This window comes from Streptosporangium sp. NPDC023825 (genome assembly GCF_040639575.1).
GTDB lineage: Bacteria > Actinomycetota > Actinomycetes > Streptosporangiales > Streptosporangiaceae > Streptosporangium.
In genome coordinates this window covers 23,161-40,909 of record NZ_JBFAAE010000074.1, presented here as the reverse complement: position 1 = coordinate 40,909, position 17,749 = coordinate 23,161, and the positions used below count along the sequence as shown (strand labels likewise).

At 70.9% G+C, this 17,749-nt stretch carries 14 protein-coding genes and 1 pseudogene; 12 read left to right on the top strand and 3 right to left on the bottom strand.

What is annotated here, in order from left to right:
- From AB0G15_RS38330 to AB0G15_RS38315, 4 genes and pseudogenes are all read left to right on the top strand, one after another.
- Positions 1 to 117: pseudogene (locus AB0G15_RS38330) on the top strand (succinate--CoA ligase subunit alpha); the annotation flags it as partial.
- Positions 118 to 623: 506 nt separating this feature from the next.
- Positions 624 to 2,285 carry a DUF6350 family protein gene (locus AB0G15_RS38325; protein WP_362850000.1) on the top strand — a complete coding sequence of 554 codons (1,662 nt, stop codon included), beginning with the start codon at positions 624 to 626 and terminating at the stop codon, positions 2,283 to 2,285.
- An 88-nt stretch (positions 2,286 to 2,373) separates the two neighbouring features.
- Positions 2,374 to 2,892 (top strand): SigE family RNA polymerase sigma factor, encoded by a 519-nt coding sequence (locus tag AB0G15_RS38320; protein WP_362849998.1) that lies wholly within the window; start codon positions 2,374 to 2,376, stop codon positions 2,890 to 2,892.
- Positions 2,879 to 4,300, top strand: coding sequence for a hypothetical protein (locus AB0G15_RS38315; protein WP_362849995.1), 1,422 nt, complete (start codon positions 2,879 to 2,881; stop codon positions 4,298 to 4,300). Before AB0G15_RS38320 ends, AB0G15_RS38315 begins: the two co-directional genes overlap by 14 nt.
- 340 nt (positions 4,301 to 4,640) lie before the next feature.
- On the opposite strand, the gene AB0G15_RS38310 is transcribed toward AB0G15_RS38315, so the two are convergent.
- Complete coding sequence (locus AB0G15_RS38310) at positions 4,641 to 5,051, bottom strand: hypothetical protein (protein WP_362849992.1); 411 nt, start codon at positions 5,049 to 5,051, stop codon at positions 4,641 to 4,643.
- Between the two features lie 79 nt (positions 5,052 to 5,130).
- Between AB0G15_RS38310 and purN the strand changes: the two genes are divergently transcribed.
- The 4 genes from purN (at position 5,131) to AB0G15_RS38290 (ending at position 8,584) form a co-directional block, all read left to right on the top strand.
- Positions 5,131 to 5,751 (top strand): phosphoribosylglycinamide formyltransferase, encoded by a 621-nt coding sequence (gene purN / locus AB0G15_RS38305; RefSeq protein WP_362849989.1) that lies wholly within the window; start codon positions 5,131 to 5,133, stop codon positions 5,749 to 5,751.
- Between the two features lie 46 nt (positions 5,752 to 5,797).
- On the top strand, positions 5,798 to 7,342 hold the full coding sequence (gene purH / locus AB0G15_RS38300; RefSeq protein WP_362849986.1) for a bifunctional phosphoribosylaminoimidazolecarboxamide formyltransferase/IMP cyclohydrolase: 1,545 nt from the start codon (positions 5,798 to 5,800) through the stop codon (positions 7,340 to 7,342).
- Positions 7,343 to 7,492: 150 nt separating this feature from the next.
- On the top strand, positions 7,493 to 7,675 hold the full coding sequence (locus AB0G15_RS38295) for a hypothetical protein (RefSeq protein ID WP_362678706.1): 183 nt from the start codon (positions 7,493 to 7,495) through the stop codon (positions 7,673 to 7,675).
- 48 nt (positions 7,676 to 7,723) lie between these two features.
- Positions 7,724 to 8,584, top strand: a complete 861-nt coding sequence (locus tag AB0G15_RS38290; protein ID WP_362849983.1) for a bifunctional methylenetetrahydrofolate dehydrogenase/methenyltetrahydrofolate cyclohydrolase — start codon at positions 7,724 to 7,726, stop codon at positions 8,582 to 8,584.
- A gap of 26 nt (positions 8,585 to 8,610) precedes the next feature.
- Here the strand turns inward: AB0G15_RS38290 and AB0G15_RS38285 are convergent, their stop codons facing one another.
- On the bottom strand, positions 8,611 to 9,267 hold the full coding sequence (locus tag AB0G15_RS38285; protein WP_344749230.1) for an FHA domain-containing protein: 657 nt from the start codon (positions 9,265 to 9,267) through the stop codon (positions 8,611 to 8,613).
- 181 nt (positions 9,268 to 9,448) lie between these two features.
- On the opposite strand from AB0G15_RS38285, the gene AB0G15_RS38280 reads away from it, so the two are divergent.
- The 3 genes from AB0G15_RS38280 (at position 9,449) to AB0G15_RS38270 (ending at position 12,226) form a co-directional block, all read left to right on the top strand.
- The gene (locus AB0G15_RS38280) at positions 9,449 to 10,570 is read left to right on the top strand and encodes a citrate/2-methylcitrate synthase (RefSeq protein WP_362678713.1); all 1,122 of its coding nucleotides are present in this window, start codon (positions 9,449 to 9,451) and stop codon (positions 10,568 to 10,570) included.
- Positions 10,571 to 10,604: 34 nt separating this feature from the next.
- Positions 10,605 to 10,892, top strand: a complete 288-nt coding sequence (locus AB0G15_RS38275) for a DUF3017 domain-containing protein (protein ID WP_362849980.1) — start codon at positions 10,605 to 10,607, stop codon at positions 10,890 to 10,892.
- Positions 10,893 to 11,008: 116 nt separating this feature from the next.
- On the top strand, positions 11,009 to 12,226 hold the full coding sequence (locus AB0G15_RS38270) for an NADP-dependent isocitrate dehydrogenase (protein ID WP_362849977.1): 1,218 nt from the start codon (positions 11,009 to 11,011) through the stop codon (positions 12,224 to 12,226).
- Between the two features lie 1,238 nt (positions 12,227 to 13,464).
- Here AB0G15_RS38270 and AB0G15_RS38265 read toward each other — a convergent pair.
- Positions 13,465 to 15,015, bottom strand: coding sequence for a sigma factor-like helix-turn-helix DNA-binding protein (locus tag AB0G15_RS38265; RefSeq protein ID WP_362849974.1), 1,551 nt, complete (start codon positions 15,013 to 15,015; stop codon positions 13,465 to 13,467).
- Positions 15,016 to 15,289: 274 nt separating this feature from the next.
- On the opposite strand from AB0G15_RS38265, the gene AB0G15_RS38260 reads away from it, so the two are divergent.
- Positions 15,290 to 17,746, top strand: a complete 2,457-nt coding sequence (locus AB0G15_RS38260; RefSeq protein ID WP_362850003.1) for a transporter substrate-binding domain-containing protein — start codon at positions 15,290 to 15,292, stop codon at positions 17,744 to 17,746.
- Positions 17,747 to 17,749 lie beyond the last annotated feature (3 nt).

Sequence of the window (17,749 nt, the reverse complement as noted above, 5' to 3'; positions counted from 1 at the left end):
GGCTCGGCCGGCACCGCCCAGGCCAAGAAGGACGCCCTGGAGAAGGTCGGCGTCCGCGTCGGCAGGACCCCGAGCGAGACCGCCCGCCTGATGCGCGAGGTCGTCGAGTCGCTCTAGCGCACGGCCCCGGGTTCACGGCCCCGGGAACGGGCTGACGCGGCGGCGCATCGCCCCGGAGCGTGCTCCGGGGCATGGGCTCCGGGGCACGGCTCCGGGTGAGTGAACGCGGTCGGGGCGCCGCACGATCGGTGGCGGGCCCGGCACCGGGTCGCGCGCCGTTCCCGCCGCGTCGATGAACGTCGATGAACGTCGAAGGGCGTCCGGCATCCCGCCGGGCGCCCTTCGTCATGCGGCCCCGGTGCGCGGCCCCGGTGGGATCCCCCCCCCGCCGCCCCGCCGCGGTTCCTCACCGGTTCCTCACGGGTGGTCGCTCGATCGCCTGATGGCCTGGTGGCCTGGTGGCCTGATCGGCTGACGGCCGTATGTCCCTCTCCGGGGAGGGGACGCAAGCGGTTCCCGTGCCGGCGCGGTCCGGATACCACAGGGGACTCCTGTCACACGGTGCGCGACACGCGGGCGCGGGAGTCCCTTCCGCACCGAAGATCCTGAGACCATCGACTACTGTGACGGCCCTTTTCGATCAGCTACGGACGGCTCCCCGCAACGTCCTCAGCCGTATCCCCCTGCCCGGCCTCACGGGTGACGACGATGACGTCCGCCGGCCGCTTCCCGTCTCCGGGATGCTCGCCGCCGCGTGGACCCTCGGCGTGGGGCTGGCGGTGCTCACCACGCTCACCCTGGTCGGCTGGATCGCCGCTCCCCGCGGTGCGCTCGGCGCGGGCCTGCCCGCGGTGTTCCGCACCGCGTCGCAGCTCTGGCTGGCCGCGCACCACGCGGGCTTCGCGATACCCGGTGGCTCGGTGGGCCTGCTCCCGCTCGGGCTGACGGTCCTGCCCGCCTTCCTGCTGTACCGCGCCGGGATGTGGATGGCCCGCGACGCGGACCTGCGGCTCCGGCTGCCCGCCCGGCTGCCCAAGAACACCCCGAAGGAGGTGTCCAACGCCCGCCGCAGGGCTCAGCTGGTCCTGATCGCGCAGGCGGGCATCTCGCTGGCGGCGCCGTACGCGCTGCTGGCCGGGCTGATCGCGCTGGTCACCAGGAACGAGATCACCCAGCCCTTCCTCGGCGACGTGCTGGTCAGCCATCTGGCGCTGGCCTTCATCGCGGGCTCCGTGGCCGTCGCCAGGACGATCGGGCCCTGGCGGTCGATGCTGCGCCTGCTGCCCGAGCGGCTGCGCTCGGTCGTGGTCGGGACGTCCGCCGCCCTGGCGATCATGCTCATGGCGGGTGCCGTCATGGTGCTCGGGGCCGTCGTGGTCAACTTCGGGCAGGTCCAGGAGCTGTCCGGGATCCTGGCGCCGGGGTTCGTCGGCGGGATGCTGCTCCTGCTGGTCCAGGGGCTCTACCTGCTCAACGCCGTCATCTGGGGGCTGGCCTACATCGCGGGTCCCGGTTTCGCGGTCGGCACCGGCACGCTGGTCGCGCCGACGGGCGTGCAGCTGGGTACGGTGCCGAGCCTGCCGATCCTGGGCGCGCTGCCCGAGGCGGGCCCGACCCCGGCCTGGGTGATGATGGTGATCGCGGTGCCGTTCGTGGCCGGGGCCGTGGCGGGCGTCCTGGTCGTCCGGATCTCGCCCTCCTCCTCGTACGAGGGGGCACCGCTGTGGGGGTTCGTCTGCGGGCTGGCGACCGGGGCGACGGCGGGCCTGCTCGCGGCGCTCTCCGGCGGCTCGCTGGGCGGCGCGCGGCTGTCCGCGCTGGGCCCGGCGGGGTGGGAGGTGATGCTCTCGGTGACCCTGGAGGTGGGCGTCGCGGCGGGGATCGCCGCCGGGCTGGCCAACTGGTGGCTGATCTTCCGTGGCCACAACACGGCCGTCACCAAGGCGGCGGCCAAGGTCGGCACGGCCACCGCGCCGGTGCGCAAGGCGGGTGTCAAGATCGCCAAGGCGGCGGCCTCGGCGGCCGGCAAGGTCGGCTTCGCCGAGCCGGAGGAGCTCCAGAAGCTCCCCGGCTACTGGTTGGACGCCACGGAGTGCGACACCCAGCCGATCCCGGTCATCAGGGACGACTGGGAGGACGAGCACGCCTCGGCCGCGTCGGAGAGCTCGCAGAAGGCCCGCCGCCCCGACCCGCCGCGCCCGCCCCGGCGCGACATCGTCGACGAGACCGACGACAAGGGCGGCCACGTCATCTACGTCGACCCCTACGCCTGGGACCGCGACTGAGAATCCGGTGACCGGGGATCCGGTCATGCTTGGAAACCCTTCGCACGGGGCCGGGCGTATGGACGGGTATGAGACCTAAGACGGCCGCGTGAGCGGTCACGAGGGGTTCACCGAGTTCGTCGCGGCGCGGGGAGCGAGCCTGTTCAGGATCGCCCACCTCACCTGCGGATCCCGCGACGAGGCCGAGGACGTCCTGCAGAGCGCGCTGGAGAAGGCCTACCGCAGCTGGAGCCGCCTGCACGCGGGCAGCGATCCCGAACCCTACGTGCGCCGCATCATCGTCAACACCGCCATCAGCCGCGCCCGCCGTCGCGCGGTCCTGCGGATCTTCCTGACCGGCTCGCCCCCGGAGACTCCGGCACCCGACTCCCTGAGCGGCGTCGAGCTTCGTCAGGTCCTGATCGCCGGTCTCCGGAGCCTGCCGCCCCACCAGCGCGCCGTACTGGTCCTGCGCTTCTTCGAGGACCAGACCGAAGCCCAGACCGCCGAGGTCCTCCGCTGCTCGATCGGAGCGGTCAAGAGCCAGTCGTCCAAGGGGCTGGCCCGTCTGCGCGCCCTGATCGGCGCCGGCCTTCACGAGGAGGAGTTTCCCCATGCCGAACGTTGAGCAAGAACTCCGGCTGGCCATGGTCGAGGAGACCGCCGCGCTCGGCGCGCCTCCCGGCCTCGCCCACCGGGTCGTACAGGGCGCGAGGCGGGGAAGGAGGGCCCGTACGACGGCGGTGGCCCTGGTCGCCGCGGCCGTGCTGGCGGCGGCCGTACCCGCATATCTGACCGTGAGGGACCGGAGCGGCGTCGCCTCCCCCACCCAGGCGGTGGGCGTGGACGGGGTGAAGGTCGGTTACCTGCCCGCGGGTCTCGGCGCCCCCGTACTGGAGAGAGCCGACGCCGGAGGTCTCCGAGGCACCGGCGCGACCTGGGGGTCGGGGGACGACTTCGTCCGCGTCACGGTCTACCGGGACCCGGCCTTCCACACAGGGGGGGCCGAGCGCGTGCTCGGCGGGATCAAGGGCACGCCCGAGACGCTGCCGGGAGTCCTCGCCGTGCAGGTGCGCGGCCGCGGGGCGTTCACCCGCGCCGAGAGGGACGACCTGGTCTGGGAGGAGCGGCCCGGCCTGGTCCTGCGCGTCACGGTGGGCGCCCGGCACCGGGACGACCTGCGGAGGATCGCCGGTGGTCTCATCCCCAAGGATCCGACCGGCGGAGTCTTCCAGGAACTGCGCGTCACCTACGTTCCTCCCGGCCTGTACCTGAAGACTCCCTTCTCCGTGGTCGACCAGACCGGGTGGGCCGAGCTCGGGTGGGGCGGGGACGGCGGCGCCTCGGTCCGGCTCCTGGCGGTGCGCGGGGTGAGCGCCGCGGACGCGGAGGCGTTGCTCACCTGGGCCAGGACCCGCCAGAAGCTGTCCGCCGCGACTCCGGAGAAGGTTCGCGGCAAACCCGGGTACCGGGCCGCCGGGGGCGCGGGGGGCGCCTCGCAGACCCGGATGCGCCTGTGGCTGGAAAGGCCCGGTCTCGGATACGTCGTGGCGGTGAACCAGGGCCTCGAGACCACGCTGGACAGGATCGTGAAGGGCCTCGTCCCCGCCGAGCCGTCGCCCGCCTCCGGTAAGCCGTCCACCTCAGGTGACGCGGTCGACCACGTCACCGTCGCCTACCTGCCTCCCGGCCTGCGGCGGGTCGCCGGGGAGACGACACGGCTCGGCAAGGGCTGGAGCGCGAAGGCCGGACGCTGGTCGGACGGCTCGCGCGACGTCGAGGTCACCGTGATACGCGGCGCGGTCCTGCACAGCAGCCAGTGGGCGGACGAGTTCCTGCGCGGGGAGAAGCGGGAGTCCGCGCGCACGAGAAGGCCGCCCATGGGCATAAGGACCACCGGTCCGGACGGTCGCCGGGGGATCTTCTTCGAGAGCCCGGAGGTCGCCGTCCATGTCAAGGTCGATCCCGCCCTGGCCGGCGAACTGGACAGGATCGCCGCGAAGATCCGCGTCCCGCCCCCGTCCTACAGGCCGTAGCTCCCGCAGGCCGTAGCTCTCACCGCCACCGATCGAGGAGGCAGGACCTGCCCGCACTCTCCCAGGACCTGCCCGCACTCTCCCAGGACCTGCCCGCACTCTCCCGGGAGTTGCCCGCACTCTCCCGGGAGTGCGGGCGGCGTCGCCACCGGCGGCCGGTCGTGGCGGGAACGGGCCGTCAGGGAGGAAAGATGCGGGTCAGGGCGGAAAGGGCGCGTCAGGGCGGGAACAGGCCGGCAGGGCGGAAAGGGGCGGGTCAGGGCGGCAGGGCGGAAAGGGGCGGGTCAGGGCGGCAGGGCGGAAAGGGGCGGGTCAGGGCGGCAGGGCGGAAAGGGGCGGGTCAGGGCGGGAACGGGAACTGCACCTGGCCCGGCTGGAGGAAGGGCATCTTCTGCTCCATGGCCCGTTCGAGCTGCTCCACGCACTCGTTCTGCGACGCTATGGTGCCCGCGCCCCTGCCGCACTCGGTGTAGGCGGCAAGCTCGTCACCGAAGTAGAACTGCAGCGCCGTCACCGCGATCGAGATCAGCAACGCTCCGGCCGACAGCACGACGCCCACCACGGCGGTGCCGGCCGGCTTGGGGATGGAGCGGAGCGTCCTGATCGCGCGGATCGAGGTGATGAGGGCGAAGATCGCCATGACGATTCCCGCCAGGGGGAGCACCAGCGTCATCACCACCGCGGCGACCGCGAGCCACAGCGCCCTCCGACCGGCGCTCTCAGCAGGCCGGACCTCGACCGGTAGTGTCACCTGACCTCCTTGCGTTGTTCGTGCGGACAGGCCGATACCCTTGCAGCGGCGTGAGTCCCCGTCCGAATGGAGTGCGTCGGTGTCATCCCAGGCCGTTCGGCTTGTGGTTCTCGTGTCCGGTTCTGGAACCAACCTACAGGCCCTGCTGGACGCTGTGGCAGACGAAACCTACGGTGCCCGGATCGTGGCCGTGGGTGCCGATCGCGCCGGTGTCGAGGGCCTGGTGCGCGCGCAGCGCGCGGGGGTTCCGACCTTCGTGGAGAGGCTGGCCGACCACCCCACCCGCGAGGAGTGGGACGAGAGGCTCGCCGCCCGCATCGCCGCGTACCGGCCGGATCTCGTGGTCTGCGCGGGGTTCATGAAGATCCTCGGCGCGCCGACGCTGGAGGCCTTCCCGGTCCTCAACACCCACCCCGCCCTGCTGCCCTCCTTCCCCGGCGCGCACGGCGTCCGCGACGCGCTCGCGTACGGCGTGCGCGTCACCGGCTGCACCGTGATGCTCGCCGACGCGGGTGTCGACACCGGGCCGATCATCGCCCAGGAGGCCGTGCCCGTGCTGGACGGCGACGACGAGGCGGCCCTGCACGAGCGCATCAAGACCGTCGAGCGCCATCTGCTCGTCGACACCGTCGGCCGGATGGCCCGCGAGGGCTGGACCGTGACCGGCAGGACTGTCCGATTCGGACGACCCGGTGGATGAGCCGGGCGCCTCGGAGAAAACCGGAACCAACCAGGAGGAGCACGAAGTGACCCGCATCGCCATCCGGCGCGCGTTGATCGCGGTGTATGACAAGAGCGGGCTGGAGGAACTGGCCCGCGGGCTCGACGCCGCGGGCGTGGAGATCGTCTCCACCGGGGGCACCGCCGCGAGGATCGCCTCCTTCGGCGTCCCCGTCACTCCTGTCGAGTCGCTGACCGGCTTCCCCGAGTGCCTCGACGGCCGGGTCAAGACGCTGCACCCGCGCGTGCACGCCGGGCTGCTGGCCGACGGCGGCAACCCGTCCCACGTCAAGCAGCTCGAAGAGCTGGAGATCGAACCGTTCGAGCTGGTGGTGGTCAACCTCTACCCGTTCCAGGAGACCGTGGCCTCCGGCGCCTCCGACGCCGAGTGCGTGGAGCAGATCGACATCGGCGGTCCCGCCATGATCCGGGCCGGTGCCAAGAACCACGCCACCGCCGCGGTCGTGGTCGACCCCGCCTCCTACGGCGACGTGCTCGCCGCGGTCGCCGCGGGCGGCTTCACCCTCGACGAGCGCCGCCGCCTGGCCGCCGCCGCGTACGCCCACACCGCCTCGTACGACACCGCGGTGGCCTCCTGGTTCGCGAACGTCTACGCCGCCGAGGACGGCGCGTGGCCGCGTTACATGGGCGCGGCCTGGGAGCTGCGGTCGCCGCTGCGCTACGGCGAGAACCCGCACCAGGGCGCCGCCCTGTACTCGGGGCAGAAGGACGGCCTGGCCAACGCCGAGCAGCTGCACGGCAAGGAGATGTCCTACAACAACTACCTCGACGCCGACGCCGCCTGGCGGGCCGCCTGGGACTTCGACGGGCCCGCCGTGGCGATCATCAAGCACCAGAACCCGTGCGGCATCGCGGTCGGCGCCGACGTCGCGGAGGCGCACCGCAAGGCACACGCCTGCGACCCCGTCTCGGCGTACGGCGGGGTGATCGCGGTCAACGCGGAGGTGACCGGGGAGCTGGCCCGGCAGATCGCCGAGGTGTTCACCGAGGTCGTGGTGGCCCCCTCCTTCACGGAGGAGGCGCTGGAGGTGCTCACCGCCAAGAAGAACATCCGGCTGCTGTCCTGCCCCGCGGGGCCGTCCAACCCGGCGGAGTTCCGCCGGATCGACGGCGGCCTGCTGGTGCAGATCGCCGACCGGGTCGACGCCCCGGGCGACGACCCGTCCGCCTGGGAGCTGAAGGCCGGGCCCGCCGCCTCCGCCGAGGTCCTCGCCGACCTCGCCTTCGCCTGGAAGGCGTGCCGCTCGGTGAAGTCCAACGCGATCCTGCTGGCCTCGGACGGCGCGAGCGTGGGCGTCGGCATGGGCCAGGTCAACCGGGTCGACTCGGCGCGGCTCGCGGTCTCCCGGGCGGGCGAGCGCGCTTCAGGGGCCGCGGCGGCCTCCGACGCGTTCTTCCCCTTCGCCGACGGCCCGCAGATCCTCATCGACGCGGGAGTGCGGGCGATCGTGGAGCCGGGCGGTTCGATCCGGGACGAGGAGGTCGTCGCGGCGGCCGAGGCGGCCGGGGTGACCCTCTACTTCACCGGCACCCGTCACTTCTTCCACTGATCCATCCCCTGCGTGCGGCCGCCGCACGGCTGTGGCGGCCGCACACAGGAGATAAGAAAGTGGCGGATTAGACAGGACTCCCTGGATGAAAAAGGTTTGACCTGCGGTTAGTCTGAAGCATCCCTTTCGTCCCAGTCGTGGAGCTCCCCTATGCCCCTGCTCGACCACGCCCTGTACGCCTTCGTGATCATGCATGGTTTCTGGATCAGCCCCTGGATGATGATCATCATCGCGCTCGGCGCGGCCTACCTCAGCGGGCGGGCCATGGAGTGGATTCCCTTCACCCGCAGGATCATCGAGCGAAGGGAAGCGAGGGAGGCGGAGCGCGGCTGATCCCGGGGGACCCGGTGCTCCCGCCGATCCCGTGAGAGGGTTGTCCGCATGAGCGCGCGGATTCTCGACGGCAAGGCCACGGCGGCGAAGATCAAGGCAGACCTCACGGCGCGGGTGGCCGCGCTGAGGGAGCGGGGTGTCGTCCCCGGGCTCGGCACCGTCCTGGTGGGCGGTGATCCCGGCAGCCAGATCTACGTCGCGGGCAAGCACCGCGACTGCGCGGAGGTCGGCATCTCCTCCATCCGCAGGGACCTGCCGGAGGACGCCACCCAGGCCGAGGTCGAGGCGGTCGTCGACGAGCTCGACGCCTCCGCCGAGTGCACCGGCTACATCGTCCAGCTCCCGCTGCCCCGCCACCTCGACACGCAGGCGCTGATCGAGCGGATGGACCCGGCCAAGGACGCCGACGGTCTCCATCCGGTCAACCTGGGCCGCCTGGTCCACATGGTCGACGCGCCGCTGCCCTGCACGCCGTACGGCATCGTCACACTCCTGCAGGCGTACGGGGTGCCGATCAAGGGGGCCGAAGTCGTCGTGGTCGGCCGCGGCATCACCGTGGGCCGCTCGCTCGGCCTGCTGCTGACCCGCCGCTCGGAGAACGCCACCGTCACCCTCTGTCACACCGGCACCCAGGACCTCGCGGCCCACACCCGGCGCGCCGACATCGTCGTCGCCGCGGCCGGGGTGCCGCACCTGATCACCGCGGACATGGTGAAGCCGGGCGCCGCCGTGCTCGACGTCGGCGTCTCCCGGGTCGACGGGAAGATCGCCGGTGACGTGGCCCCGGGCGTCGAGGACGTCGCGGGCTTCCTCACCCCCAACCCCGGCGGCGTGGGCCCGATGACCCGGGCCATGCTGCTCACCAACGTGGTCGAGGCCGCCGAGAGGCGTGCCCGCGAGCGGGGCTGATCCCACTCGCGGGAGCCCGCGGTCCGCTATGAGGCCCTGCGGTTCGCGGTGGTGGACGACGCCGTCTGAGGCTCCGGGGAACCGGCCGCGCGCTGCGGCGGCACCACGGGGGTGGGCCTGACCAGCCCCAGGGCGACGACCTCGTTCGCCAGCCTGGTGCGCCGGTTGGTCCCCTCGGGAATGCGGAACTTCTGGTAGAGACGCAGGAGGTGCTGCTTGACAGCCGCCTCCGTCACCACCAGATCGTCGGCTATCTCCCTGGCCGTGGCCGGTGCGACGAACGCCTCGTCCGACAGCGCCGGACGGCACAGCGACGTCAGGACATCAACCTCCCGCCTGGTCAGCTCCGGTGCCGCGGCGCGGCGGAGCTCGACCTCCGGGGCGAAGTCCTCGCGCGGCACTCCGCCGATCCTGCCTCGTGCCGCGCCGAAGGACACCACGTCACCGTCGTCAAGCACCCTCCGGGCGATCGGCCGGCCGTTGACCCGAGTGCCGTTGCGGGACAGGCCCAGATCAACGACGTACAGGTAGGGTCCGCGCCGGACGAATTCCGCGTGCAGCCGGGAAACACTCGGATCGGTGAGCCGGATGTCCACTCCCCGGCCACGTCCGATCGTCGTGATCTCGGGGCGCAACGGGACCACCTCGCCAGTGTCCTCGATGCGTATGAACGGCCCCTCCACGGCAGTTCCTCCCCAGGTAGCCCGCCGTAACTATTCCTACAGCTCCGGCTTACCCAAACGAGGTGATGGGGAATCGCCTTTGCCAGAAGGAGAATCCTTCGTGAAATTGGTCTGTACCTCTCGGGAGGGTTTCCGCTGCTCACAGGTAGACTTCGGACACAGATAAGCGGAGGAAACACTCATGGCGGACAAGCCCACCAAAGGTCTCGCCGATGTCGTAGCCGCGTCCACAGCGCTCAGTGACATCGACGGTCAGGCCGGTCGCCTCTTCTATCGTGGCTACGACATCCACGATCTGGCCGGCCGCACCACCTTCGAAGAGACCGCCCACCTGCTCCAGTACGGCACCCTCCCCACGCGGGAGCAACTGTCGACGTACGGGGAGGAACTGGTCCGAGGGCGCACGCTCGGCACGCTCGCCGAGGCCAACATCCAGGAGATCGCGGAGAAGCAGGCTCCCATGGAGGCGCTGCGCACGCTGGTCTCGATGGCCGGAGGCGACGATCCGGACAAGGGCACCAACGCCCCCGAGGCGAACCTGCGCAAGGCCGCCAGGCTGACCGCGCAGCAGCCGATCCTCGTGGCCCGCTACCACGCGGCCAGGACCGGGGCCACCGTGCCCGATCCGGACCCCGAGCTGAGCGTGGCGGCGAACTTCCTGCTCCAGATCACCGGCCGTACCCCCGGTGAGCGCGAGGTCGAGATCTTCGACGCCTGCCTGGTCCTGCACGCCGACCACACGATGAACGCCTCCACGTTCGCCGCCCGCGTCTGCGCCGCGACCCTGTCCGACATGCACTCGGCGGTCGTGGCGGCGATCGGCACCCTCAAGGGCCCCCTGCACGGCGGTGCCAACGAGCAGGTCATGCGCACCCTGGAGTCGCTCGACGCGGGCTCGGTCGCCCGGTCCGTCCGGGACCGGCTCGCCGCCGGCGAGAAGATCATGGGCTTCGGGCACCGCGTCTACAAGACCGAGGACCCGCGCGCCACGCACCTGCGCAAGATGTCGCAGGAGCTCGGCGAGGCCTCCGGCGACGACACGTACTACCGGATGTCGAAGGAGATGGAGGAGGTCGTCTTCGAGACGAAGGGCCTCTACCCGAACGTCGACTTCTACGCGGCGACCGTCTACCACTATCTCGGCATCCCGACGGACCTGTTCACTCCCGTCTTCTCGGTCAGCCGCATGTCAGGATGGACCGCACACGTCATCGAGCAGCACGCCGACAACCGGCTGATCCGCCCGGACAGCGAGTACATCGGCGAGCGCGACCAGAAGTGGAAGCCGATCTCCGAGCGATGAGCCGACGTCAGGGGCGAGAGCGGGTGGTGGGCCGGTGAGCGCGCGAGCGGCCGAGGTGAACAGGGAGCGCTGGGGGGCCTATCCCCTGGTGGTGGGCGGCGCGCTCGTCGCGCTGGTCCTCGCCGTGCTGCTGGGCATGCCCTACTGGGGCGGGATCGCCATGGGTGCCGTCATGACGCTGGGCGCGCTCGCCCGGCTGTTCGGAGGCGGGCGGCTCGCTGTCCGCCGCAAGGTCACCGACGTCGTCACGCTGGGCGGTCTCGGCGTCGTGCTGATGGTGGCCGGGGTCATCCTTGAGTTCAAGGACCACATACCGATGTGACGGGTCGGATGGCCGGGTGCGCCACGAGGGGATCGACCACGTCCGATAGCCTCAACGGCCAGTGAGCCTCAAAAAGGACTGTCTGGCCAATTTAGTTCAGAAGGGGAACCACACGCATGCCCAAGATCAAGGTAGAGGGCCCCGTCGTCGAGCTTGACGGCGACGAGATGACCCGGATCATCTGGCAGTTCATCAAGGACCAGCTGATCCTTCCCTACCTCGACGTCGACCTGAAGTACTACGACCTCGGGATCGAGCACCGCGACGCCACCGACGACCAGGTGACGATCGACGCCGCGAACGCGATCAAGCAGTACGGAGTCGGCGTCAAGTGCGCCACGATCACCCCCGACGAGGCTCGGGTGGAGGAGTTCGGCCTCAAGAAGATGTGGAAGTCCCCGAACGGGACCATCCGTAACATCCTCGGCGGCGTCATCTTCCGCGAGCCGATCATCATGTCCAACGTGCCGAGGCTCGTCCCCGGCTGGACCAAGCCGATCATCATCGGCCGTCACGCGTTCGGCGACCAGTACCGCGCCACCGACCTGAAGATCCCCGGCGAGGGCAGCCTGACCCTCACCTACACCCCCAAGGACGGCTCGGAGCCGATCGAGCTCGACGTCTACGACTTCCCCGGCCCCGGCATCGCGCTGGCGATGTACAACCTGGACGACTCGATCCGCGACTTCGCCCGCGCCTCCATGCGGTACGGCCTGTCGCGCGGCTACCCGGTCTACCTCTCCACGAAGAACACGATCCTGAAGGCCTACGACGGCCGCTTCAAGGACATCTTCGCGGAGGTCTTCGAGACCGAGTTCAAGGCCGACTTCGACGCCGCCGGGATCACCTACGAGCACCGTCTCATCGACGACATGGTCGCCGCGGCGCTCAAGTGGGAGGGCGGATACGTCTGGGCCGCCAAGAACTACGACGGCGACGTCCAGTCCGACACCGTCGCGCAGGGCTTCGGCTCGCTCGGCCTGATGACCTCGGTCCTGCTCACCCCCGACGGCCGGACCGTCGAGGCCGAGGCCGCCCACGGCACGGTGACCCGCCACTACCGCGAGCACCAGAAGGGCAACCCCACCTCCACGAACCCGATCGCCTCGATCTTCGCGTGGACCCGGGGCCTGCAGCACCGCGGCAAGCTCGACAACACCCCCGCGCTGATCGACTTCGCCGACAAGCTGGAGCAGGTCTGCGTCGAGACCGTCGAGGGCGGCCAGATGACCAAGGACCTCGCCCTGCTGGTCGGCGGCGACGCCAAGTGGCTGACCACCCAGGACTTCCTGGCGGCGCTGGACGAGAACCTGAAGAAGAAGATGAGCCTGTAAGTCGAAACGGCCGTTGCCCGGCACGGTGAGTGCCGGGCAACGGCCGTTTCTTCGTTCTGGGCCGTTGCGGCTCGTGATCACCGTGGGACACGGCGGCGGTTCACGGCGAAAAAGCGGTGTCGCATGGAACGCATGTTCCGGAGAGGCCACGGAAAAGAGTCCGCTGGCCCATGGTGAGCCGACGCCGTGTCGCGCCGGCTCACCATGGTTTTTCTAGATCCAGATGATGTCGCACATGTTTCCCGCTACCCGTGGTGAGCCGGCGCTTCACAGCGGAAATGCGGTGTCACCTGAAACGCATGTTCAGGTGAATCGCCGGAAAGAGTTCGTCGGGTGCGGGTGAGCCGACGCTCTGGCGCATCGGCTCACTGCGGAGTTTTCCTTATTCCCATTCGACGATGCGCATGTTTCCCCTCCCCGTGGAGTCGGTGGTTTACGGCGGAGTTTCCTTTAGTCCCACTCGGTGCTGCGCATTTTTCCCCCTCCCCCAAGAGGTCAACGCTTTGCAGCGGAAGCGCGGCATCGCCTGAAACGCATGTTCAGGTGAGTCGCCGGAAAGAGTTCGTTGGGTGCGGGTGAGCTGGCGCTTTGGCGCATCGGCTCACCGTGCAGGATCCCCTAGTCCCATTCGAGGATGCGCATTTTTCCCCCTCCCCAAGAGGTCAACGCTTCGCAGCGGTAATGTGGTGTCACCTGAAATGTAGTTTCAGGTGTGCCAAAAGGAAGTATGCCTATATCACGATTCGTATGTCAAGGATGGAGGTGGGGACATGTGATGGGATATGTACGCCCAGGTGCGGGAAAAGCCCCTGACCTGAGCCGATGGGCAGAATGGGCGGCAGGGGCGCATCGAAAACGTTGCGTCGGCAAACACTTTTCCCCGCCCGGTCGACGCGGACGAACACGCGCGGCGACGGTGCGCGCTACCGGACGTCAATTCGCCGGACGACCCGCGGTTGAATGTCCCGTGCGGAGGTCGCGGCCGGGAACGGTGTGAGGGGCGCGGACGGGAAGCGCCCCCGCGCATCTCGCCGATGACGAGAAACGGTGGCCGAAGGGGGTTGTCACAGGCGGGAAGGCGCGGCGCGATCTCGCGTACCGAAGGTGAACCGGGTCGCACCGCGCTCACGGGGCCACCGGCCCGCCCGGCGACCGCGGAGTCGTCGTCACGACGCCGGGAGGCCGGTCACGGTGCCGCCCACGGCCCCCAGGTCACGGTGCCGCCCACGGCCCCCAGGTCACGGTGCCGCCACGGCCCCCAGGACGAGCGGGGCGTTGGCGGGGAGGCCGGGCACGCGGTGCGACCGCCCGGTGACGGCGTCCACCCGGAAGGAGCCGAGAGGGCCGCCCCCGGCCTTGGCGCTCATCCTCACGACCACCTCGCGGTTGTTCAGCCAGCTCACGACCTCGGCCGTGGCGGGCCGCCTCACCTCGGGGAGCGCGAGCCGTTTGAAGACCCGTCGCGACTCGGCGTCGATGATGTGGAGGCTGCCGAGGTCCTCGCCCTTCCCCGCGACGACCGCGGCGGAGTGTCTCCCGCCGGGAGAGTCCGACCAGGTCCCGTACCTCTTCTGGAGCCAGGGGGCGATCCGCTGCGCCGGAGGCGTCTGTCCTGCGGGTACAGACGTCAGGGCGCCGGTCGCGAAATCGGTTCGCAGCCGCCGCTCGCCGAGGGTGACGGTGAAGTGGCGGCCGTTGGGGGAGACGCTCACCCGCGCGCCGTTCTCGGTGTCGGCGGGGACGAGGACCGGTGACAGGTAGCGCTTCACGCCACTGCTGAGATCGTGGGCCACGTACCGGCGCTCCGCCGCGCTCAGGTAGGCGATGCGGCGCCCGTCAGGACTGATGGCGGGGGAGAGTCTCGGGCTCTTCTCCTCGTCGCCGTGCGCGAGGCGCTGGGCGGCGTCGGGGACGCGCAGCGTCGCCGCGCAGGGTTTCCGGCCATCGCACCCGGCCAGGCCGGGAGCGGGGCTCTCGGGGCCGCCGGAGGCCATTGTCAGCGTCCAGCCCGCGCAGGTGACGTCTCCGGCGCGCGCGGGAGGTGTCCCGACGGGGGCGTCGGGACACGGCCCGGGGACCGCGTAGCGGATCACCGAGGAGGTCCGCGGGGCCCGCCACGGTGCCGGGACGGCGCCGGATTCCCCGCCGCCCGGCCCCGAGCCGTCCGGCTCCGGGCTGGAGACCGCGCCCACGGGCTCCTGCGCCTGTGCCGCGTGCGGCCGGCTGCGCTCGCCCAGCGCCGAGTTCCACACCTCGCCCTGCTGGGACACGACGAAGGCGGCGATCAGGCCGACCGGCACGAGCGCCGCCGCCACGCCCAGGAGGGCCCCCCTGGCGCGACGCCGCCTGAGCGTGCGCATGGACCGGACGGTGAGGTCGGGGACGGAGGCCTCACCCGCGGCCGTGGCCATCCTGGTGATCAGACGGCTCTCGCTGCCCTTGGTGAGGGTGTCGACCGCCTCGGCGATCTCCGACTTCACGGTCTCCTCCGGGAGCCCGAGGAGGGAGGCCATCTCCGCGCGGGACCTGCCGTCGTGCAGGCAGGCGACCACGAGGAGCCGCTGCCGGGGCGGGATCCGTACCAGGGCCGTCGGGCCGGCGGCGCTCGGCCGCTGGAGGAAGCGGCGGTAGAGCGCGATCTGGGCGTGCGTGGTGGGGTTCTCCCACAGCGGCGGCGGCCAGGAGAGGGCGACGGTGTGGAAGGAGCGCAGGGTGAGGCGGATGGCCTGCTCGTGGCTGCCGGTGAGGAGAAGGGCGGTGCCGACGAGGGAACGCTGATCGCGCTGCACGAACTCGCGATAACCGATATATCGGCGCATGGAAGTTTTAGCTCCGGCTTGCCTGAGGGACGTACAACGGTAGCGATCTAAGCGGCTGGAGCCCCAGATTGGGGTGAATGTCGGAGATTGGGGGGTGGGGGCGTCTGCCGTTTTTCATCGTGACACGGGCGGGGACAGGTCGTTGTCGTGAGAAATGTGAGGTCACGTCGGGATAACAGGGAGAGAGGGCGGGTCATGGCGCCGTAAAGTTTGCCACGTCGAAGATTACGAGACCGTGGGGACGATGATGCCGGAGATCGCGCCACTGGAAGCGGGAGAGCCGCGCCAGCTCGGGCCGTTCCGCGTCGTCGGGCGGGTCGGCGAGGGCGGGCAGGGCATCGTCTACCTGGGGGTCAACGCCGCGGGGGAGCGGGCGGCGATCAAGCTGCTGCACGTGAAGTTCTCCGGCGACACCATCGCCAGGTCCCGGTTCGCCAGGGAGGCGAGGGCGGCCCAGCGGGTCGCCTCGTTCTGCACGGCGGGCGTGATGGACGCCGATCTCGAAGGCGACACCCCCTATATCGCGAGCGAGTACATCGAGGGCAGGTCGCTGCGCGAGGTCGTGGAGACCGACGGCCCTCTCAAGGGTGCCCCGCTGCAGCGGCTGGCGATCGGCACGGCCACCGCGCTCACCGCGATCCACCACGCCTCGATCGTGCACCGCGACTTCAAGCCGGACAACGTGCTCATCGCGGCCGACGGCCCGAGGGTCGTCGACTTCGGAATCGCCCGCATCCTCGACTCCACCGGCACGATCACCAGCCGGGCCATCGGCACCCCCGCGTACATGGCACCGGAGCAGATCTCCGGCGCCGACGTCGGGCCGCACACCGACGTCTTCGCCTGGGGGGCGACCATCGCGTTCGCCGCGACCGGTGAGACGATCTTCGCCGGAAGCTCGATCGCCGTGGTGCTCAACCGGATCCTCAACCACGAGGTCGACCTCGGCGCGCTGCCGGAGCCGTTGCGCGGCGTGGTCGGCTCGGCGCTGGCCAAGTCGCCCGCCACGCGGCCCTCGGCCGACCAGCTCCTGCTGCGGCTGCTCGGCCACACGGAGACGGTGAACGCCTCGTCCGCGATCCTCACCCAGGGCGCCAAGGTCGCCGTCCCGGAGCCGCCCCGCGACGAATCCCGTTCCCGGGAGCGTGACCGTGAGCAGGGCCGTGAGCAGGGTCGCGACCGGGGACCCGCCGACGACGGCGATCATGGCCGTGACCACGACGCCACCAGTCCCATGCGCACCCCGAAGCCCCGGACGGGCGGCGTCTCGGGCGACCTGCCCCTCCCGTCCACGGGATTCCAGGCCCGGCACCCCGTCCATGACCAGCACCCCCACCCCGTTCACGGCGATCAGACCGGGCCGGGTCAGGGCGGTCAGGGGGTTCGCCCGGGACCGGGTGGTCAGACCGGGCCGGGCCAGGGCGAGCGTCGCGCACCCGCCGCCCACGGCGGGCCGTCACACCTCCCCGCCCCTCCTCCCGTGGAGCATCCGTCCTTCCCGGACCAGCGCTTCCCGGACCAGCGCTTCCCGGACCAGCGCTTCCCGGACCAGCGCTTCCCGGACCAGCGCTTCCCGGACCAGCGCTCTCCCGAGTCGCGCCCCGAGGACCGCCGCCTCCCGCAGCAGAGCCCACCGGACCCCCTCTCTCCGGATCGCCGCTCACCGGCGCGTCACGACCACCCGTCGTCGCCGGACTACTGGGACCACCCTCCGCCTCCCGCGTACGGCGACGTTACGGGGTACACGGATCACGGGGGCGAGGTGCCGCCGCCCAGCTGGCAGGCGTCCACGACCCTCGTCGGGGCCCCGGAAGCGCCGCCGCGCCCGCGCAGGGGGCGCTGGATCGCCGCCGCCGTGGCCGTGCTGCTGCTGATCGCCGGCGGGGCCGCCGCGGTCCGCTGGTGGCCGGGAGCCGCCTCGGAGGGCGGACCGGAGGAACCCGTCCCCACCGCGTTCACCTCCGTGGTGGACAAGGCCGCCAAAACGGGCAGGCTCGTCGTCGGCGTACGCGACTTCCTGCCCGGCATCGCCCTGCAGAACCAGAGCAGGTGGAGCGGCTTCGAGATCGACCTGGCCCTGGAGATCGCCAAAGCGCTGGGAGTGCCGGCGAGCGGTGTCACCTTCCGGGGCACCGGCCGCCCCGAACGGCCGAAACTGCTGGCGGACGGAGACGTCGACCTCGTCCTGGCGACGTACTCGATCAACGAAACGGACGACGTCACCTTCGCCGGGCCGTACTACCTCGCCCACGTCGACGTCCTCGTCAAGGACGGCTCGCCGATCACGAACCTGGCGGGCCTGGAGGGCGGAAGGATGTGCCAGCCGGCCTCCAGCGCGGCCGTGGCCGTCCTGCAGGGCGCGGTCGAGAGTCTCACGCTGGTCGCCGCCCAGACGTACTCCGAGTGCGTCAACATGCTGCAGGCCGGGCAGGTCGACGCGATCCCGGGCGACGACCTGCTGCTGGCCGGTTTCGCCAACCGGGAGAGCATCCGCTACAAGCTGCTCGGCCTGAAGCTCACCGACGAGCGCTACGCGGTGGCCCTCAAGAGAGGCGACGTGCGCACCTGCGAGGCCGTCAAGGGGGCCGTCGCCGACCTCTACCGGAGCGGCACGATCCGCACGCTGCTCGACAAGCACTTCTCCAGGGTCAAGTTCCCGGCGCGGGAGAACGACGCCCCCACCATGGCCGCCTGCACCTGACCG

Bases quoted from the DNA above. Each gene is read 5' to 3' on its own strand.
- AB0G15_RS38315 (WP_362849995.1), top strand. From the start codon at position 2,879: ATGCCGAACGTTGAGCAAGAACTCCGGCTGGCCATGGTCGAGGAGACC.
- AB0G15_RS38295 (WP_362678706.1), top strand. From the start codon at position 7,493: ATGCCCCTGCTCGACCACGCCCTGTACGCCTTCGTGATCATGCATGGT.
- AB0G15_RS38290 (WP_362849983.1), top strand. From the start codon at position 7,724: ATGAGCGCGCGGATTCTCGACGGCAAGGCCACGGCGGCGAAGATCAAG.
- AB0G15_RS38280 (WP_362678713.1), top strand. From the start codon at position 9,449: ATGGCGGACAAGCCCACCAAAGGTCTCGCCGATGTCGTAGCCGCGTCC.
- AB0G15_RS38270 (WP_362849977.1), top strand. From the start codon at position 11,009: ATGCCCAAGATCAAGGTAGAGGGCCCCGTCGTCGAGCTTGACGGCGAC.
- AB0G15_RS38260 (WP_362850003.1), top strand. From the start codon at position 15,290: ATGATGCCGGAGATCGCGCCACTGGAAGCGGGAGAGCCGCGCCAGCTC.